Source organism: Sneathia sp. DSM 16631 (assembly GCF_014892235.1).
Classification (GTDB): domain Bacteria; phylum Fusobacteriota; class Fusobacteriia; order Fusobacteriales; family Leptotrichiaceae; genus Sneathia; species Sneathia vaginalis.
The window spans coordinates 288,947-306,714 of the sequence record NZ_JADBHL010000001.1; the positions used below are offsets into that span (position 1 = coordinate 288,947).

General features: G+C 27.6%; 20 protein-coding genes. 10 read left to right on the forward strand and 10 right to left on the reverse strand.

What is annotated here, in order from left to right; genetic code table 11:
• Positions 1–16 precede the first annotated feature (16 nt).
• From glmU to IMK15_RS01480, 9 genes are read left to right on the forward strand one after another with little or no spacing between them, the layout of a single operon-like run.
• Positions 17–1,342 carry a bifunctional UDP-N-acetylglucosamine diphosphorylase/glucosamine-1-phosphate N-acetyltransferase GlmU gene (glmU, locus tag IMK15_RS01440; RefSeq protein WP_192941618.1) on the forward strand — a complete coding sequence of 442 codons (1,326 nt, stop codon included), beginning with the start codon at positions 17–19 and terminating at the stop codon, positions 1,340–1,342.
• Between the two features lie 19 nt (positions 1,343–1,361).
• On the forward strand, positions 1,362–2,339 hold the full coding sequence (locus tag IMK15_RS01445) for a ribose-phosphate pyrophosphokinase (protein ID WP_046328505.1): 978 nt from the start codon (positions 1,362–1,364) through the stop codon (positions 2,337–2,339).
• A complete protein-coding gene (locus IMK15_RS01450; protein WP_192941619.1) occupies positions 2,332–2,928 on the forward strand; it encodes an L-threonylcarbamoyladenylate synthase in 597 nt (198 codons plus the stop codon). The genes IMK15_RS01445 and IMK15_RS01450 overlap by 8 nt, the downstream gene beginning before the upstream one ends.
• On the forward strand, positions 2,915–3,373 hold the full coding sequence (locus tag IMK15_RS01455) for a viral A-type inclusion protein (RefSeq protein ID WP_192941620.1): 459 nt from the start codon (positions 2,915–2,917) through the stop codon (positions 3,371–3,373). The genes IMK15_RS01450 and IMK15_RS01455 overlap by 14 nt, the downstream gene beginning before the upstream one ends.
• A gap of 22 nt (positions 3,374–3,395) precedes the next feature.
• Positions 3,396–4,430, forward strand: coding sequence for a GspE/PulE family protein (locus IMK15_RS01460; protein WP_192941621.1), 1,035 nt, complete (start codon positions 3,396–3,398; stop codon positions 4,428–4,430).
• On the forward strand, positions 4,408–5,004 hold the full coding sequence (locus tag IMK15_RS01465; RefSeq protein ID WP_192941622.1) for an HAD family hydrolase: 597 nt from the start codon (positions 4,408–4,410) through the stop codon (positions 5,002–5,004). The genes IMK15_RS01460 and IMK15_RS01465 overlap by 23 nt, the downstream gene beginning before the upstream one ends.
• The gene (gene truA, locus IMK15_RS01470) at positions 4,995–5,714 is read left to right on the forward strand and encodes a tRNA pseudouridine(38-40) synthase TruA (protein ID WP_192941623.1); all 720 of its coding nucleotides are present in this window, start codon (positions 4,995–4,997) and stop codon (positions 5,712–5,714) included. Before IMK15_RS01465 ends, truA begins: the two co-directional genes overlap by 10 nt.
• Positions 5,704–6,141, forward strand: coding sequence for a GNAT family N-acetyltransferase (locus IMK15_RS01475; protein WP_192941624.1), 438 nt, complete (start codon positions 5,704–5,706; stop codon positions 6,139–6,141). Before truA ends, IMK15_RS01475 begins: the two co-directional genes overlap by 11 nt.
• Positions 6,141–6,749, forward strand: coding sequence for a class I SAM-dependent methyltransferase (locus tag IMK15_RS01480; RefSeq protein ID WP_192941625.1), 609 nt, complete (start codon positions 6,141–6,143; stop codon positions 6,747–6,749). The genes IMK15_RS01475 and IMK15_RS01480 overlap by 1 nt, the downstream gene beginning before the upstream one ends.
• A gap of 32 nt (positions 6,750–6,781) precedes the next feature.
• Here IMK15_RS01480 and ybaK read toward each other — a convergent pair whose 3' ends face one another.
• The 3 genes from ybaK to IMK15_RS01495 all read right to left on the reverse strand — a co-directional run bounded on the left by ybaK (position 6,782) and on the right by IMK15_RS01495 (position 9,555).
• Positions 6,782–7,249 carry a Cys-tRNA(Pro) deacylase gene (ybaK, locus tag IMK15_RS01485; protein WP_192941626.1) on the reverse strand — a complete coding sequence of 156 codons (468 nt, stop codon included), beginning with the start codon at positions 7,247–7,249 and terminating at the stop codon, positions 6,782–6,784.
• The gene (locus IMK15_RS01490) at positions 7,246–8,115 is read right to left on the reverse strand and encodes a metal ABC transporter solute-binding protein, Zn/Mn family (RefSeq protein ID WP_192941627.1); all 870 of its coding nucleotides are present in this window, start codon (positions 8,113–8,115) and stop codon (positions 7,246–7,248) included. Before IMK15_RS01490 ends, ybaK begins: the two co-directional genes overlap by 4 nt.
• A 126-nt stretch (positions 8,116–8,241) precedes the next feature.
• Positions 8,242–9,555 carry a Na+/H+ antiporter NhaC family protein gene (locus IMK15_RS01495; RefSeq protein ID WP_192941628.1) on the reverse strand — a complete coding sequence of 438 codons (1,314 nt, stop codon included), beginning with the start codon at positions 9,553–9,555 and terminating at the stop codon, positions 8,242–8,244.
• A 412-nt stretch (positions 9,556–9,967) separates the two neighbouring features.
• Here IMK15_RS01495 and IMK15_RS01500 point away from each other — a divergent pair, with 412 nt between their 5' ends.
• On the forward strand, positions 9,968–11,278 hold the full coding sequence (locus tag IMK15_RS01500; protein ID WP_192941629.1) for an NCS2 family permease: 1,311 nt from the start codon (positions 9,968–9,970) through the stop codon (positions 11,276–11,278).
• A 63-nt stretch (positions 11,279–11,341) separates the two neighbouring features.
• Here the strand turns inward: IMK15_RS01500 and IMK15_RS01505 are convergent, their stop codons facing one another.
• The 7 genes from IMK15_RS01505 to IMK15_RS01535 are packed head-to-tail and all read right to left on the reverse strand — an operon-like array spanning position 11,342 to position 17,727.
• A complete protein-coding gene (locus IMK15_RS01505; RefSeq protein ID WP_192941630.1) occupies positions 11,342–11,929 on the reverse strand; it encodes a dihydroxyacetone kinase subunit L in 588 nt (195 codons plus the stop codon).
• Between the two features lie 9 nt (positions 11,930–11,938).
• Positions 11,939–12,925, reverse strand: coding sequence for a dihydroxyacetone kinase subunit DhaK (locus tag IMK15_RS01510; RefSeq protein ID WP_046328492.1), 987 nt, complete (start codon positions 12,923–12,925; stop codon positions 11,939–11,941).
• A gap of 12 nt (positions 12,926–12,937) precedes the next feature.
• Entirely contained in the window at positions 12,938–13,594 is a 657-nt protein-coding gene (locus tag IMK15_RS01515; protein ID WP_046328491.1) for a class II aldolase/adducin family protein, read from the reverse strand.
• Positions 13,591–14,925: a PTS galactitol transporter subunit IIC gene (locus IMK15_RS01520; RefSeq protein ID WP_046328490.1), complete on the reverse strand. Its 1,335-nt coding sequence runs from the start codon at positions 14,923–14,925 to the stop codon at positions 13,591–13,593. Before IMK15_RS01520 ends, IMK15_RS01515 begins: the two co-directional genes overlap by 4 nt.
• 13 nt (positions 14,926–14,938) lie before the next feature.
• Entirely contained in the window at positions 14,939–15,217 is a 279-nt protein-coding gene (locus IMK15_RS01525) for a PTS sugar transporter subunit IIB (RefSeq protein ID WP_046328489.1), read from the reverse strand.
• 12 nt (positions 15,218–15,229) lie between these two features.
• Positions 15,230–15,685 carry a PTS sugar transporter subunit IIA gene (locus IMK15_RS01530; RefSeq protein ID WP_046328488.1) on the reverse strand — a complete coding sequence of 152 codons (456 nt, stop codon included), beginning with the start codon at positions 15,683–15,685 and terminating at the stop codon, positions 15,230–15,232.
• 14 nt (positions 15,686–15,699) lie between these two features.
• Positions 15,700–17,727: a BglG family transcription antiterminator gene (locus tag IMK15_RS01535; RefSeq protein ID WP_192941631.1), complete on the reverse strand. Its 2,028-nt coding sequence runs from the start codon at positions 17,725–17,727 to the stop codon at positions 15,700–15,702.
• Between the last annotated feature and the right edge of the window lie 41 nt (positions 17,728–17,768).

Here is a 17,768-nt window from a genome sequence, read left to right on the forward strand (position 1 = left end):
TTTTTTTGGAGGAAATATGTTATCAATAATTCTTGCAGCTGGAAAAGGTACTAGAATGAAGTCTAGTATTCCTAAAGTATTGCATAAAGTTAATGGCGAAAAAATGTTACAAAAAGTTATTAATACAACTAAAGATTTTGGTGATGTTCTACTTATATTGGGTTATAAGAAAGAGGAGATTATAAAAGATTTTCCAGAATATGACTATGTCGTTCAAGAAGAACAATTAGGAACTGGTCATGCTATAAAAATAGCAAAAGACAAATTCAAAGATTCAGACTTAGTTCTAGTAACTTATGGTGATGGTCCCTTATTATCAAAGTACACAATAGAAAAAATGAAAGATAAATTTATAAAAAATAATCTTGATTGTTTACTTTTAACTTGTAAATTAGATGACCCTATGGGTTATGGTAGAATAATAAAAAATGATATGGGCAAGGTCATTGACATAATAGAAGAGAAAGAAGCAAGCGAAGATATAAAAAAAATTAATGAAATTAATGTAGGTGTTTACTTATTTAAAACTAAGGCACTACTTGATGTTATTGATAGAATTGATAATAAAAATAGCAAGGGCGAATACTACTTAACTGATGCTATAAAAATATTAAACAATTTAGGTTATACATCTGATAGCTTATTACTTAAAGATAAAAATGAAATGATAGGAGTTAATTCTAAAAAAGATTTAGCCCTTGTATCAAAGATATTAACCTTAAAAAAATTAGATCAATTAATGGAAGATGGCGTTAATATCATAGATCCTAATAATACTTACATAGAAGAAAATGTAATTATTGGATGTGATACTACTATTTACCCAAATACAATAATAAAAGGAAAAACTATCATAGGGCAAAATTGTACAATATTTTCATCAAGAATTGAAGATAGTACAATAAAAGATAATGTTAAAATTGATAATAGTGTCATTGAAAGCTCTATTTTAGAAGATGAAGTTACAATAGGTCCTTTTGCACACTTAAGAAAAGGAACTGTTCTTAATAAGAAAGTGCATATAGGAAACTTTGTTGAAGTTAAAAACTCAACACTTAATGAAGGTGTAAAATCTGGACACTTAACATATTTAGGAGACTCTGTTATAGGAGCAAATACTAATATAGGTGCTGGAACTATTACATGTAACTATGATGGTGTTAATAAGAATAAGACCTTCATAGGAAAAGATGCATTTATTGGAAGTAATTCAATATTTGTAGCACCTGTAAAAGTTGGAGATAATGTTCTAACTGCAGCAGGTAGTGTAATTACAAAAAATGTAGATGATAATAAAATAGCATTTGGTCGTGCAAGACAAGTTATAATTAATAAAAAATAGAAAGAGAGTGTTAGAAAAGATGAAAGAACACGAAATAAAAATTTTTGCTGGTACATCTAGTGCTAAACTTGCAAGTAAAATAGCCGATAAATTGGGTACTAAGCTTGGTGATAGAGATATCATAAGTTTCGCTGATGGAGAAACTTTTGTTAAAGCCAATTGCACTGTTAGAGGTTGTAAAGTATTCGTAGTGCAATCAACTTCAAAACCAGTAAATCAAAGTTTAATGGAATTATTAGTGTTTATAGACTCATTAAAAAGAGCTTCTGCTTCTGAAATAATAGCAGTTATTCCATACTATGGTTACGCAAGACAAGATAGAAAAGCTAGTCCTCGTGAACCAATCACAGCTAAATTAGTAGCAGATTTATTAACAACCGCTGGAGCAACAAGAGTTGTTACAATGGATTTACACGCAAAACAAATACAAGGATTCTTCGATATACCAGTTGATCATATGGAAGCTTTACCTATATTTGCAAAGTATTTTATAAACCAAGGATTTACACCTAACGATACTGTAGTTGTATCTCCAGACGTTGGTGGAGTTAAAAGAGCAAGAAATCTTGCTACATGGTTACATACACCACTTGCCATAATAGACAAACGTAGACCACAAGCTAATGTTTGTGAAGTAATGAATATTATAGGTAATGTTGAAGGTAAAAAAGCAATAATAATAGATGATATAATCGATACAGCTGGTACTATATGTAACGCCGCTGTTGCACTAAAAGAAGCTGGTGCTACTGAAGTTTATGCATGTGCTACTCACCCAGTATTCTCTGGACAAGCTGTACAAAGACTAAAAGATTCTGCTTTTAAAAAGATTATTGTAACTGATTCAATTCAATTAAAAGAAGAACAATTATTTGATAAATTATCTATAGTTTCTGCTAGCACAATGTTTGCTGAAACTATACATAGAATATATAATGAAGAACCTATAAGCGACCTATTTGCTCTTCCTCATGATATAGATGAATCAAATGAATGAAAATAAGATAGAAGATGGTATTAAGTTATTACTAGAAGGTCGTTGTATAATAGTACCAACTGATACTGTTTATGGTTTAGGTGCAATACCTACAAAAAAAGCAATAGAACAACTATATCTCTTAAAAAAAAGAGATAAAAATAAAAAGATTTTGGCTTTAGTATCTGATTATAATGATTTTTTTAAATTAACAGATGATATTGACTTAAATCTTATCAAACATTTTCTACCAGGTGCATTAAGTATTGTATGTAAGACAAAAAAAGAATTTGTTGACTTACTAGGTCCTACTGTTGGGATCAGAATACCTGATAATGACTTAACAAGAGATATTATACGAAGAGTTGGTGGAATACTTATGACTACTAGTGCTAATATATCTGGCGAACCCCCTGTCACAAATATTAGCAATATATCAGATGAACTTTTAAAAAATGTTCCTCTAATAATCACAACAGATAAAAATTTATCTGGAATTCCCTCAACAATAGTGTCATATCTTGATGGTAAATATAGTTTGATAAGACAAGGCCAAATTAATTTTGAAGAAATACTTAAGATTGGAGGAGAAACTAATGAAAATGGTTAATGCTAACAAAATAAACGACATGGACGTATTTAACATGAAACAACAAATGAAAATGGCTTCTGCTGTTCAAAAAATTGGTAAAGGTAAAAGAAAAATAGAAGTACACCTATCTAAAAGTTCACAAAGATACCTAGATCAAGTTATAACTGAACTAAAAAAACAAATGGAAGCTAACAATGCAGTTTTACCTAATATTCAAAGCTTTTTTGATTATATAAGAAAACAAGTACATGTTGAAAAAGGACAAAAAAGAGAAAAATTAAAGACTTTTAATCTTTCATATGAAGAACAAGATTTCTTAGTTTTACAAATTAAATCTATGATAAAAGAAGTTGAAAATCAAAAACAACAACTTAAGTTCTACAATATAATAAAAAAAGTATTATTTTCTTCAGTTAAAGCACAAAATGAATTATTATTAAAAGAAATTTTGAATAAAAAATAACAATTTTAAACGGGGGTATATAATGGGAAATACTACAACTAAAGACATTGCTTCTAGCAATGTCTTTATAACTCACAATATAATTTTAGAAGTAAATGATATAATTCGAAGAGGAATTGCATTAAAAGCAAGTGATATACACATACAAGATTATTACGGAAAATGCCTCATAGAATATAGGGTAAATGGGGTAATAAAATTAGATAATACTTTAAACAATGCGAGTGAATTAATATCACGTATAAAGATAATGGCTAAAATGAATGTTGCTGAAAAAAGATTACCACAAGATGGTAATATTACATTTGAAAATCACGATTTAAGAGTCTGTGTAATGCCTAGTATAACAGGTGAAAATGTTGTTATTAGAATACTAAATTCTAACTTATCAGATATATCATTAAAAACATTGGGCTTTAATGAAAATAATATTTGTAAGATAAAAAAGGCATTATCTAAATCACATGGCTTAATCCTTGTAACTGGTCCAACAGGTAGTGGTAAGTCTACCACTCTACTATCCTTTACACATCTATTAAATACAGGTAATAAAAAGATAATAACAATTGAAGATCCTGTAGAAAATAAGGTAAATGGTATAATACAGGTACAGGTTAATGAAGAAATAGGCTTAAGTTTTCCATGTATTTTAAGAAGTTCACTAAGATCCGATCCTGATATAATAATAATTTCAGAAATTCGTGATGAATTAACAGCAAAAATTGCAATTCGTGCAGCTCTTACTGGTCACCTTGTACTTGCAACTCTACATACTAATGATTGTATTACAAGTTTTGCAAGACTTATCGATATGTCAATTCCTAAATATTTACTACTAGATTCTGTTGTGATGATAGTATCTCAAAGATTACTTTGTTCAAATGATAATAAATTAATAAAAGATAGAATAATGATAAATGAAGTCTTATACATGCAAGAGAAAGAAAAAGATATATTTTCAAGATATACATTAAACTCTGATATACTACATGAATTAAAAAAACTAGACTTTAAAACAATGATGGAGGACTGTAATGAAAAAGGCTATAATCTATGACTTTGATAAAACAATATACAGTAAGGAAACAAGCATGGCTTTTATGTTTTTTTTCTTAAAACGTCATAGATACCTTATACCAAAATTCATATTAAACCTTACCATAATACTTTTTAATATTAAAGATTTAAAAAAAGTAAAAAATATATTTTTTAGTATATTTAAAGGGATGGATATAGAAAATGATATTAATTTATTCTGGGAAAAGGAAATTAAGAATATTTATCCATATTTTTTTGAAGAAATAAAGGAAAATAGAAAGGATGCCGACATATTAATCCTAATATCTGCATCTCCCGATTTTTTACTAGAACCTATTTACAAAAAATTAGGCTTTGATATATTAATATCAACAAAATATTCAAACTTCACTCTTATTGGAAAAAATTGTAAGAAAAATGAAAAACTAAAAAGGTTAAATGAATTAGGAAGTTTTGATGTGCTTTGCTTTTATTCTGATAGCTTATCTGATCTTCCCTTATTCAACATAGCAAAAAAGAAAATTAGTATAAATAAAGGGAATAAGGTGTTGGGCTTACCTAAAAAGAATGGGTGGTTGGATAGATGGATATAAGGATGGTATACTCTTATGATGGAAGTAAATTCTATGGTATGCAAAGACAAAAGAATAAGATTACAGTTCAAGGTGAAATAGAAAGAGTAATATTTGAAGTTTTCAATGAGAAAATAAACTTAATTAGCTCTGGAAGAACTGATAGAGGTGTACACGCATTAATGCAAGTATCAAATTTTAAAATATCTAAAACTATCCCTCCTATTGCTATTAAAAAGCAAATTAATAAAGCTCTTTATGGTAAAATAAAGGTCTATAACATTGATATTGTAGATAAAGACTTTAATTCTAGATATATGGCTACTTACAGAACATATTTATATAGATTGAAATATATTGATGATATATCACCTTTTGAAGCTTCATATATATCTGAAATACGAAAAACTATTGATATTGAAAAAATAAATAAAAAACTAGCTTTATTTGTTGGTGAGCATGATTTTACACTTTATTCTAAATCTGATAAAGACCAAAAAAATCCAGTCAGAAAGATTTATTCTGCTAATTGTGTAAAAATTAATGATGAGTTTCAGATTATAATAAAAGGTAATAGTTTTTTAAAATCTATGATAAGACTAATTGTAGCTTCTTGCATATATGAAGATGAACAAACTATAATAAATAAGCTTAATGGTATGGGCAATGGACCAAAAAAAATATTATCCCCTAATGGTCTATACCTAAAAGAGGTATGTTATGATAATTAAAAAATTAGATGCTACACTTGATAGGGATATTCTTAAAAGAATATATCTGTATGAAGAAAAAATATTTGGAACTGCTGGTGTTGGACAATACAATATATCACCCTTCACAAAATACGGTAGTACTTATGCGATTTTTAATGATACAGATATTATTTCAGTAATTGAAGTTATTTTTTCTAAAGATAATATAGCCTATATATATGGTGTATCAACAAATGAAAAATATCAAAATAAGGGATATGCTAGAATGTTAATGAACTTCATGTTTTCTGACTTAAAAGATATTTTAATTTTTGAATTAACTGTTACTTGTAGTAATACTTATGCAATAAGACTATATAGCTCTTTAGGATTTAAGATTACAAAAAACTTAGATAATGAATATTTTGATAATGAAAAAAGATTTTTAATGAGAAAGGAAAAATAATGCAACATTACTTCAGTGAAAAACCTGATACAATTTCAAAAAGAAAAGATATATTTTTAAATTTTCTAGATAAAGATTTTATCTTTACAACTGATAATGGTATATTTTCAAAAAATCATATTGATTTAGGTACACTAATCTTATTAAAAGAAATCATTAAAAATTATTCTAATAAAGACTTTAGTGTACTTGATATTGGTTGTGGATATGGTGTTGTTGGGACTATAATAAAGACATTTTATCCTACATGCACTGTTACACTATCTGATATTAATGAACGTGCACTTGATTTATCTAGTGTAAATTTAGAAAAAAATAATATTAATAAGTTTAATATTACTAAATCAAATCTTTATGAAAATATTTCTGATACTTTTGATTTGATCATATCTAACCCTCCAATTAGAGCTGGTAAAAAGCTAATATTTGAACTATATCAAAAAAGCTATGAACACTTAAATGAAAATGGAGTATTTTTCTGTGTTATTATGACAAAGCATGGAGCAAAATCAACTGAAAAAGAATTAAAAAATATATTCCAAGAAGTTAATTGCCTTAATATATGCGAGGGTTATAGGGTATATATGGCAACAAAAAAAGGGTTATAAAAAAATCTCTCAAAAAATTGGGAGATTTTTTCTTATTTTACTATATCTTCATATTTTCCATTAGTTACTTTTAATATATCATCTGGATTAATCTTTACTTGAAGTCCTACCTTGCCACCACTAACAAATATATATTCCTTGCCTTTGGCACTTATATCAATAAATGTTTTAAATAGCTTTTTCATTCCTATAGGTGAACAACCTCCATGTACATATCCTGTAAGATTTAGTAGTTCTTTTTGTGGTAACATATCGATCTTTTTTGTTTTTGCTACATTTGCAGCCTTTTTTAAATCTAATTCACAACCTACTGGAACTACAAATACAAAGTATTCTTTATCTTTTGAATATGTAACTAGTGTCTTGTAAACATTTGCAGGATTTTCACCTGTACTTATTGCAACATCAACACCAGATATACCTTTACTTGTGTCATATTCTATTTCATCATACACTATCTTTTTAGAATCTAAAATTCTCATTGCATTTGTTTTTTTCATTTTGCTACCTTTTGTATTGCGTTACATACTGCATTCATATTTTCTCTTAGTGCTTTTTCAAACGCATCCTTTTTGTATGCTCCATTTGTCATATGATTTAATACAGCTATATGTACACCAGTTTCTCTTTGTATAGTATTTGCTAATTTATGGTTTGAAACTTGTTCATCAAATAGGATTTTAACTTTATTTGACTTCATCTTATTAATTGCTATCTTAGCATCTGTCAAACTTGGACTTTGAACATATGAAGGTTCTACAACAGTAGTAACACTTAGACCAAATTCGTTTAATAAATAGTCATATCCTCCATGTGTTGTAGCAATTCTAATATTTCTTGATTTACCTTTAACTTTTCTTAATGCTTCTGTTTTTATACTTCTTAATTTTGCTATATATCTTGAAGCATTTTGTCTATAATATCCTGCATTTTTTGAATCTATTCTTGCTAATTCAGATGCGATATAATTTACTTGTTGTATACTTTGTGTAACTGAAATAAATGTATGTGGATTTACTATACCACTTCTTCTTTGCCCTGCTATGTGCATAAGTGTTGTTCTTTTATTTGCATTAATTACTGGTATATTTTTTCTAGTTGCTCTTAACATTTTGTTTAAAAACATATCATGCCCTACTCCATTTGCAACTACAACATTTACTGTATTTAATCTCTTAATATCTTGTGCTGTTGCATCATAAGTATGTGCATTAACATTTGCTGGCACTAATGGAACTACATCCATTTTATCTCCAACTATATTTGATACAAAACAATAATACGGTAACATTGTTATACCAACTCTTAATTTTGAAAACCCTGTAAAACTTATTAACATGCATAAATAAACTAATATTTTTTTCATCTTTTAACACCTCTTTTAAGATACTAACACGATAAGACTTTTTTTTCAATAAACTTTATTAGGGTATAGAAAAATAGAAGGTTTATAACCTTCTACTTATATAGCTTAATAATTAATTTAATTTTTTCAGTTATTTTTTAAATTAGAATATGGTATGTAGATCGATAAAATAGCAAAAACTGCTAGTATAAACTGATACCAGAAATATGGTATTAGTGCAAAGGGACTAAGCATACCCTTTGTTAGACTTGTTGCTATTAATATTTGTGCTCCATATGGAATTAAACCTTGGAATACGCATGAAAATACATCTAATAACGATGCTACTCTTCTTGGATCCACATTATATTCATTTGATATTTCTTTTGCTACAGGTCCTGCTATTATTATAGCAACTGTATTATTTGCTACTGCAATATCTAGAATTGAAATTAAAGCTGATATACCTAATTCTGCTGTTTTACTACCTTTTAAGCACTTCTTTGCTTTTTCTATGATATAGTCTATACCTCCTTCTTTTCTAACCATATATGCTAAACCTCCTGTTAGAAAAGATAATAAGAAGATTTCAAACATATTATTAAAGCCTTCATATATTTTAGAACAGTATCCAACTACACCAAATACATTAGTGCTAATCCCTATAATCCCGCAAAATACTGTTCCTATAGTCAATGTTACAAAAACATTTACTCCTGATACAGCTAGTACTAATACTAATATGTATGGTACTACTTTAATAAGACTATAATTTACAGAACCAATATTTACAGTATTTATATTATTTAAACTAAACATATATATCAAAAATGTTATTATAGCTGCTGGTAATGCAATTTTTAAATTCATTTTAAACTTATCGCTCATATTAACATTTTGTGTTCTTGTTGCTGCAATGGTTGTATCTGATATTATTGATAAATTATCACCAAACATTGCTCCTCCTACTAGAGCTCCTAGTACTAATGGTAAATATATGCCTGATTTTTCAGATAAACCTATAGCTAATGGTCCAACAGTTACTATTGTTCCAACAGATGTACCTGTTGAAATAGATATAAATGATGCCATTAAAAATATCCCTGCAACTAAATATTTAGCTGGAATAATACTCATACCTAAGTTAACGGTTGATTCTACACTACCTGTTGCTTTTGTAACACTTGCAAATGCTCCTGCTAATAGATAGATAAGACACATTATTAAAATATTTTCATCTCCGCAACCCTTTATTAAATTATTAAATTTACTTGATATATCTCCTTTAAAGAGTATAAATGCTGATATTATACCTAGTATTACAAATATAGGGGAATTTACTTTGTAAAACGCTAACTTCTCTCCTGAATAAGTTAAGTAAAATCCTGTAAAAAGATACATTCCTATGAAAATAATAAAAGGTATTAGTGCTTTTCCATTTGATTTTATCTTATATTTCATGTTTACCTCGTCTTTTTCTTTTTTTAATATTATATATCTTATCGTAAATAAAAGCTAGTTGTTTTTCATAATCTGAAACTTTTTAATAGGTATTAAAATTTTTATTACATATATATACCTATATATGCTATTTTTGGCAAATTCTTAATACCTACTTATTTATCCTTGACAAATACTTTTTTCTCTGCTATCATTTACTTGTTAATGAATAATAAACTCAAAAGAGAAAGTGTGTCTAGGGTTCTTTCATGTGACCGAGCGACACAGGTGCATATATATTTGCACTACACCTAAAGGATAAAAGCCTAGGAGGTAGGTTTCGCTTGAAGCCTACCCTTCTAGGCTTTATATTTAGTGGACAAGTTTCCTTTTGAGTTTTTTTTTAAGAAAGATCTATAGGAGGATTTGTTTTATGAAAACATTTTTAGAAAATTTCTTTAAACTTAAAGAAAATAACACTACTGTTAAAACTGAAATTTTAGCAGGTATCACAACTTTTATGACTATGGCGTACATTTTAATCGTCAACCCTGCAGTATTATCTGATGCTGGTATGAACCATGGTGCTGTATTTACTACAACAGCTATTTCAGCTTTTATTGCCACTGTAGTTATGGGTGTATATGCTAATTATCCATTCGCACTTGCTCCTGGTATGGGACTTAATGCATACTTCGCATATACTATCGTACTTGGTAAGGGTCTAAGTTGGCAATTTGCACTAACAGCAGTTTTAATTGAAGGTTTAATTTTCATAGTTCTTACAATGACTAAGGTTCGTGAAACTATAGTTAACTCTATACCTATGTCATTAAAGAATGCAGTAAGTGCTGGTATTGGTATATTTATTGCCTTCATTGGTTTAATTCAATCAGGTTTAGTTGTTCCTGCAAAGGGTATACCTTTAACATTAGGTAATATTATGAGCCCTGTTGCAATACTTACAATTTTTGGAATATTTATTACTTTATTCCTATTAGTTAAAAGAATACCTGGTGGAATATTATTAGGTATGTTAATTACTACTTTACTTGCTATACCTTTTGGTGTTACAAAATTACCTAGTTCAATAATCGGTTTACCATCAAGTATATCACCAATATTCTTTAAGTTTGAATTTCATAATATATTAACATTTAATATGGTTATTGCTGTATTTGCATTCTTATTCGTAGACTTATTTGATACAGTAGGAACATTAGTTGGTGTTGCATCAAAAGCTGATATGTTAGATGAAAATGGTAACTTACCTAAAGCAAGACAAGCTTTACTTGCAGATGCAATAGGTACATCAATAGGTGCTTGCCTTGGTACTTCAACTGTTACTACATTCGTTGAAAGTGCAGCTGGTGTTGCTGAAGGTGGTAAAACAGGTTTAACTGCAATAGTTACAGCTATATTGTTTATAGTAGCTCTAATATTTGAACCTATATTTGCAATCATACCTCCATGTGCTACAGCATCAGCATTAATAGTTGTTGGACTTTTCATGATAAGTAATATCTTGAAAATAGACTTCTCTGATTTCACTGAAGGTCTACCAGCATTCTTAGCAATAATTATGATGCCTTTATCATACTCTATTGCAAATGGTATAGTATTCGGTATAGTTTCTTATGCTGTTATTAAATTAATAACTGGAAAAGGAAAACAAGTATCATTAGTTGTTTATATATTAGCAATAATATTTGTATTAAGATATATTATCGAAGCATTTATTTAGTCCATAAGCCCTTTTATATAAATAATTTGGAAAAAAAAACTAGGATTTTAATCCTAGCTTTTTTTATTCGGAAATACTCTTAAATACCAAGTATGACACATAAGCTCCACCATCTATATGACCTAATGTTTTTTCTCCATGATACTTTGCTCTACCTTGATTAGAAATCATATTTTTTGTTTCTTCCATTCCTTCTTTTGCACTTTCGTATGCCTTTATTTTATCCTTAGTTTTATTAAATTCTACAATAGCTGGTTCTAATGAGTCTAAAATTGTCTTATCACCTAATTTAGTATCTATTTTAGATTTCAAGTATTCTAATCCTTTTTGTAATGAATATATATATTCTTCCTTTGTAGGATCAGTCTTACCTTTTAATTCCCTTGCCATTCCCATGAAAAACATAGAAATTATTGTTCCTAATGATGAAGGTGCTGCTTCGTTAAATGTACTGCTTATATTCTTAAATAATATACCTTTATCAGCTATTTCATTTTTTTGTACATATTCACATACTGCACTAAATCCTTCATCCATAGTTAAACCTAAGTCTCCATCTCCAAATTCTTGATCTAATTTAATTAAATATTCTTTATTAGTATGTATATTGCCATAAATTTTTTTTAATATTTCTTTTATATCAACGCTCATTATTATGCCTCATTTCATAAATGTTAATTCATCTTCACTTAAAAGTAATTCTTCAGTTTCATTATCCAACTTAAATACTGTTATTGATAATCCTGCCATTTCCATTGAAGTTGCATATTCACCTATAAGTGGTTTTAATATATTAACACCTATTTTGCTATATCTGTCATATATTTCATTATATACTATATATAGCTCATCTAATGATGTAGCACCTAAACCATTAACTAATACAGAAATTTTATCTCCTTTTTCTAATTTTATTTCTGTTTCTATTTTATTTAGTATAATATCAACAATTTCTTTTGCTGTTTTCATATTAGTAGTATTAATCCCTTTTTCACCATGTATACCCATACCTATTTCCATTTCATTTTCTAAGATGGTAAATGTAGGTTTTCCTACTTCTGGAACTATGCATGGTGTTAGTGCAATACCCATAGTTCTAATATTTTCTAACGCTTTTTCTGTTTTAGACTTTACTTCTTTTAAAGTATATCCTTTTTTAGCTAATGTCCCTGCTATCTTATATGCATATACTAATCCTGCGACTCCTCTTCTTGATTTTTTATCATTTGATGAAGCAATATCATCACTAACTATTACTTCTTCAACTTCAATATCATCAAAACTACTTTCATCTCTTGCCATAGAAAAATTCATCTTGTCTCCACCATAGTTTCCATATACGCATAATACACCTTTTCCTGAGTCAACGTACTTTATTGCTTCATACATCTTTTTACTTGATGGTGATGCAAATACATTACCTATAGCACAGGCATCCAACATTCCTTCTCCTACATAACCTAGAAACAATGGTAAATGTCCACTTCCACCTCCAGTTACAAGCCCTACTTTATCTTGTGATTTTTCCTTTTTAACTAAAATCCTAAAATCATCGTTTAATAATTTTACTTTATCACTATGAGCTTTTACTATTCCATTTACCAACTCTTTAACGTAGTCTTCTTTTTTGTTTATTATTTTTTTCATCACACAACCTCTTTATTTTGAAAATTTTTCTGGATATTTCCACTTGTTTAATTCTTCAACTGAAAATCTTGGCGGTTCAACTCCTTTATTTATCATTAATGTCATATAGTATATTTCTGCTATTTCTTCTACATATTGTGCTTTTAAAAATGCATCTTTTATATCGCATCCTACTGCTACAACTCCATGTTTTTCTAATAATACCATATCAGATATTCTTATAGGTTCTATTACAGATTTAGATAATTCAACTGTACCAGGTCTTGCGTATTTTGCAACTGGTACATAACCTTCTTTTAAGCCTAATGTTGCTGCTTCGAATATTACACCTGGTATAGGTTTTGCTAATACAGCAAATGCTGTTGCCATTTTAGAATGTGTATGAACTATAGCTTTTACATCTTCTCTTTCTTTATATATTTCCAAATGCATCATAGTTTCACTTGATGGCTTAACTCCTTCTTTATGATAAAGAACGTTACCATCTAAGTCCATTATACATAAATCATCTTCAGTTAATTCTTCTCTATCAATTGCAGATGGTGTAACATATAGCTTATTTGTTCCAGGTATTCTAACACTAAAATTACCTGATTTATGTTTACATAAGCCTATTCTTTGTGCTTGTCTTGCAACTTCTAATAATTCTTTTTTTAATTCTTCGTTCATTCATTTTCCTTTCTCATTGTGATATAGAATACTGCGTATAGGACTATAAATATAACAACACCTAATAATCCTTGCCATCTAAGTGCTAATCCATTTGCTAACACCCATCTAAATATTGGAGCTTCTACACCAAAGTAACTAATCATTTGTCCACTTGGTATATCAATAGTTCCTACTTGTCTTGCAAGTTCTGTAACATAAGGTGCAAAACTTGATGATACTATTAGATATGCTGGTGTAAATATTACACTTAATATGAACATCTTTATTAAATTCTTTTTACTAACGATCATTGCTGGTACAACAACTATTACATTTACTATACCTGCTAGAGGTAATATTGTATTTAGATTTAATTTTGAAAATACTAATGCTAGTACTATTGATACTGGTACTATTAAGATAGATATAACCCATAATTCTGCTTGTCCTGCTAAGAATGGCCAGTCTAGACCTATATATATTTCTCTATCTTTATATTTATTCTTCATGTATGCACCTGCTGCATCTGCAATTGGTGCTAATGATTGCATGAATAATTTTGCTACCATAGGGAATAGAACTAATGATGCAGAAACCTTAATTGCTATTTGTAATGTTTCACTTACTGAGTATCTTGCAACCAATGCAAATAAACCACCTATTATGAATCCCATAACTGAATTTTCACCAAATACACCTATTTTTGATTTTAATTTTTCTGAATCAAATGTACTGTTTTTTATTGCAGGTATTAAGTCTAATACCTTATTAATTGGTTCCATCATTGCACATTGTAATGTCATATAGTGTGTGCAAGTTACACCAGGAATACTAGTTATTTTATATATTCTCTTTTGAGTAACTTCTGCTGTTTTTAATTCTAATATTATTTGTATAACTGCAGCTACAAATCCTAATATTAAGCTATGAGTTATAGCTATAACCATTGTTGCTGTAAAAATTTTACCCCAAACATTCCACATATCTACATTTAATACATTTGTAAAGTTAAATCCTAATAGTATTAGATTAATAACTATTTGAATAGGGAACATTAATAATGCATATGGCCATGCCCAAGCTATTGCTGACATTGGTGCCCATCCTACATCTACTGTATTTAAATGTATACCAGTTGTTTCAACGAATTTTGCAGCAACTGGGCTTATTGTTTCAAACATGAAACCTAGTATCAATGACATTCCAGTAAATGCTATACCTAAAGTTATACCTGCTAAAATTGCTCTTTTAATTTTCATTCTGATTATTATACCAATTATTATCATAATTATTGGTAAAAATATTGCTGGACCTAGTCCTAAAATATAGTCTACTACTTGTTTTAACATAAATACTCCTCTTCTACTTTGCAATTAATTCTTTTAATTTTTCGTATTCTTCTTCCATACCTAGACCTGTTAAAAATTTAATACCATTTATTGTTGGCTTACCATATGTTTCTGATCCTGGAACTATTGTTACATAAATATCAACTTGTGATATAATATTTTCTAATGCCTTTATATCAACAGATTCTACTGTTGCACTAATCCCATCATCTTCTAACATTGAATTAATCTTTGATGCAACTGTTTGTGATGTTGCTATTCCTGAACCGCATGCTACTACTATTCTTTTCATATATACCTCCCATTATTTTCCATATTTATTTACTAATATGTTATATACTTCTTCTTTATCTTCACTTTTTTCTAGTGTATTATAGCAATCTTCATCGCCTAAAATTTTCATTAAGTTTAATAAGACAGTTACTTGTTCTTCACCTTTTTTGATTAATAAGAATAAGACTACTTTAACTTTTAATTGTTTTTCATTTGTACCCATTTCTCCAAACTCAACTTCATTTTTTAACCTAACAAACACTATTCTTTGACTATTTATTAATGAATATGTTGTATGAGGTATTGCAACGAAGTACTTTTCAAAATTTAATCCTGTTGGATAATTTTTTTCTCTCTCAATTAATGATTCTTCATAACCATCTTTAATATATCCTTGTTCTTTAAAAATTTTGGACATTTTTCTAATTAGGTCTTCTCTATTTTCTGCTTCTACATTAAAATATATATCTTCTTTATTAAATAACATACCAATCTCCTGTTCTATAGTTTATAATTTTTTAAATATTCTACTATTTTATATTTGTTTTTCTCATTAAGTATTTCTTTAAATTCACTCTTAAATACCATATTTATTAAATTACTAATAATGTCCAATGATTTCTTTTCATCTTTTATAGAAAAACTTACTACTGTATCTATCATTTCACCCGTTTCTTTTATATTAACAGGTTCTTTTAAACTTATTATTGAAACTCCCGTCTTATGAACATTATTATTATTCTTTGTATGTGGTAATATCAAGCCGTTATATCGAATGATATGTGAATTATTTTTTTCATATATACTTAATATATCTTTTGTATAACTCTTATCTGTAAATTCTCCTTCTAATAAGCTGCATCCTTTTTCTAAGGCATCATAAATATCTTTTGCATCATAGTTAAATATGATATTTTCTTCTTTTAAAATATTTTCATACTCATCTAATATTTCTATATCATTAACTATCTTGTCACCAAAATTATTTAATAACTCGGATATAAATTTTTCATAATCTAATTTCTCTGAACTTCTTCTTACTATATCTACTATATTTGATAGAAGTATTTTATTAATATTGCTCTTAAAACCTAATTTAAGTAATGTTTGCCTTTCTTTTTCAGTTATAACTGGGCTTATATTAACAATAATTTTATCTTCATATTCTTTTTCATCTAATTTTACTGTAGTCAATATATATTTAATATTTAAATTATTTTTTAAAGCCTTATTAAAGTTATATATAGATCCTACATATGATACTTTTATATAAAATCTATTTTGTATATTATCTACTAATATTTTATTACTACCACTTCCAAATGATGTTATAACCGCAACTTCTACAGGTTTTAATTCTAATCTATTTATACGTTCTATTGATGCTAAAAAATGTATCTTCAATAAGTGTATTTCATCATCATCAATTTTTTTATTTAATACATTATTTAATAACCCCATAGAGTCTTTTATAATATAGAAGAAAGCATCTTTCTTTTTATAGCTTTCATCTAATGTTTGTGCATCAAGCATATATCCGTTATCTATTCTGCTAATTAGTGCATTTACATGTTGTAATAAAAATTCAAATAATAATTTATCTTTTGTTATATTCTTATTTATCTTAGCTTCTACCTGACTAATTATACTTTTAACCACTACACCTATATTTACATCTTTTTCCTGATAATTATCACTTTGTTTTATCCATGCTACAAGATCTATAATTTGCTCTATCATTTGTTCTGTTACTTTACTAGTTAAATTTAATAATCTTAGTTTATTCAAAACATATTTTTTATCAGACTCTTTTATCACATACTCTTTTGTACTTTTAGATTTTTCGATAAATATAATTAGAAAACGAGTAAATAAAATTCTGTAATTTATATCATTAACATTTAATTTAAAATCGCTTATTATCTCATCTATAAATTGCTTAATGGACTTAAATGTATTCTTGTCTATGTTTTGAAATATTATTTCGTTTAACTTGACAGAAATCTCATTATCATCTTCTTTATAAATGTACTTTATATCATCAAACAATATATTGAATCTATAATTTTCTAAATTTTCTCTATCCCCTTTTAAATAAAGACCATTATCATTTTCAATTTTTATTCCCTTTACTTCTAATCTTTTCTTTAATTCATTCAGGTAATTTATTATTGTACCCCTTGATAAATCAAAATATTTTGTTAAATAAGTTATTGTTATTTTTTCTTTTGAGAATAAGATTAACCACTGTATAATTGTTATTTTTTTATTTTTATCCAAAGGTTCTAATTTTTTTATTATCTCCAATATCTTGTTTTCTTTACCCTCTATATTTAAAATTATTGTACCTTTAGAAGATTTTTTTATAGGTGATATCCTAATAAAGCTCAATACATCATTTATTCTATCTATGTTATAACGTATCATTCTTTCTGATACATTAAATTCTTTTGCTAACTCATATATGCTAAGTTCTGATTTGTTATAGAATTTTTCTAATATTTTTATTTCACGCTCATTTAAAATCATTTTCTCACCTTCTTTTATACTATTATATTCATTAACAACTA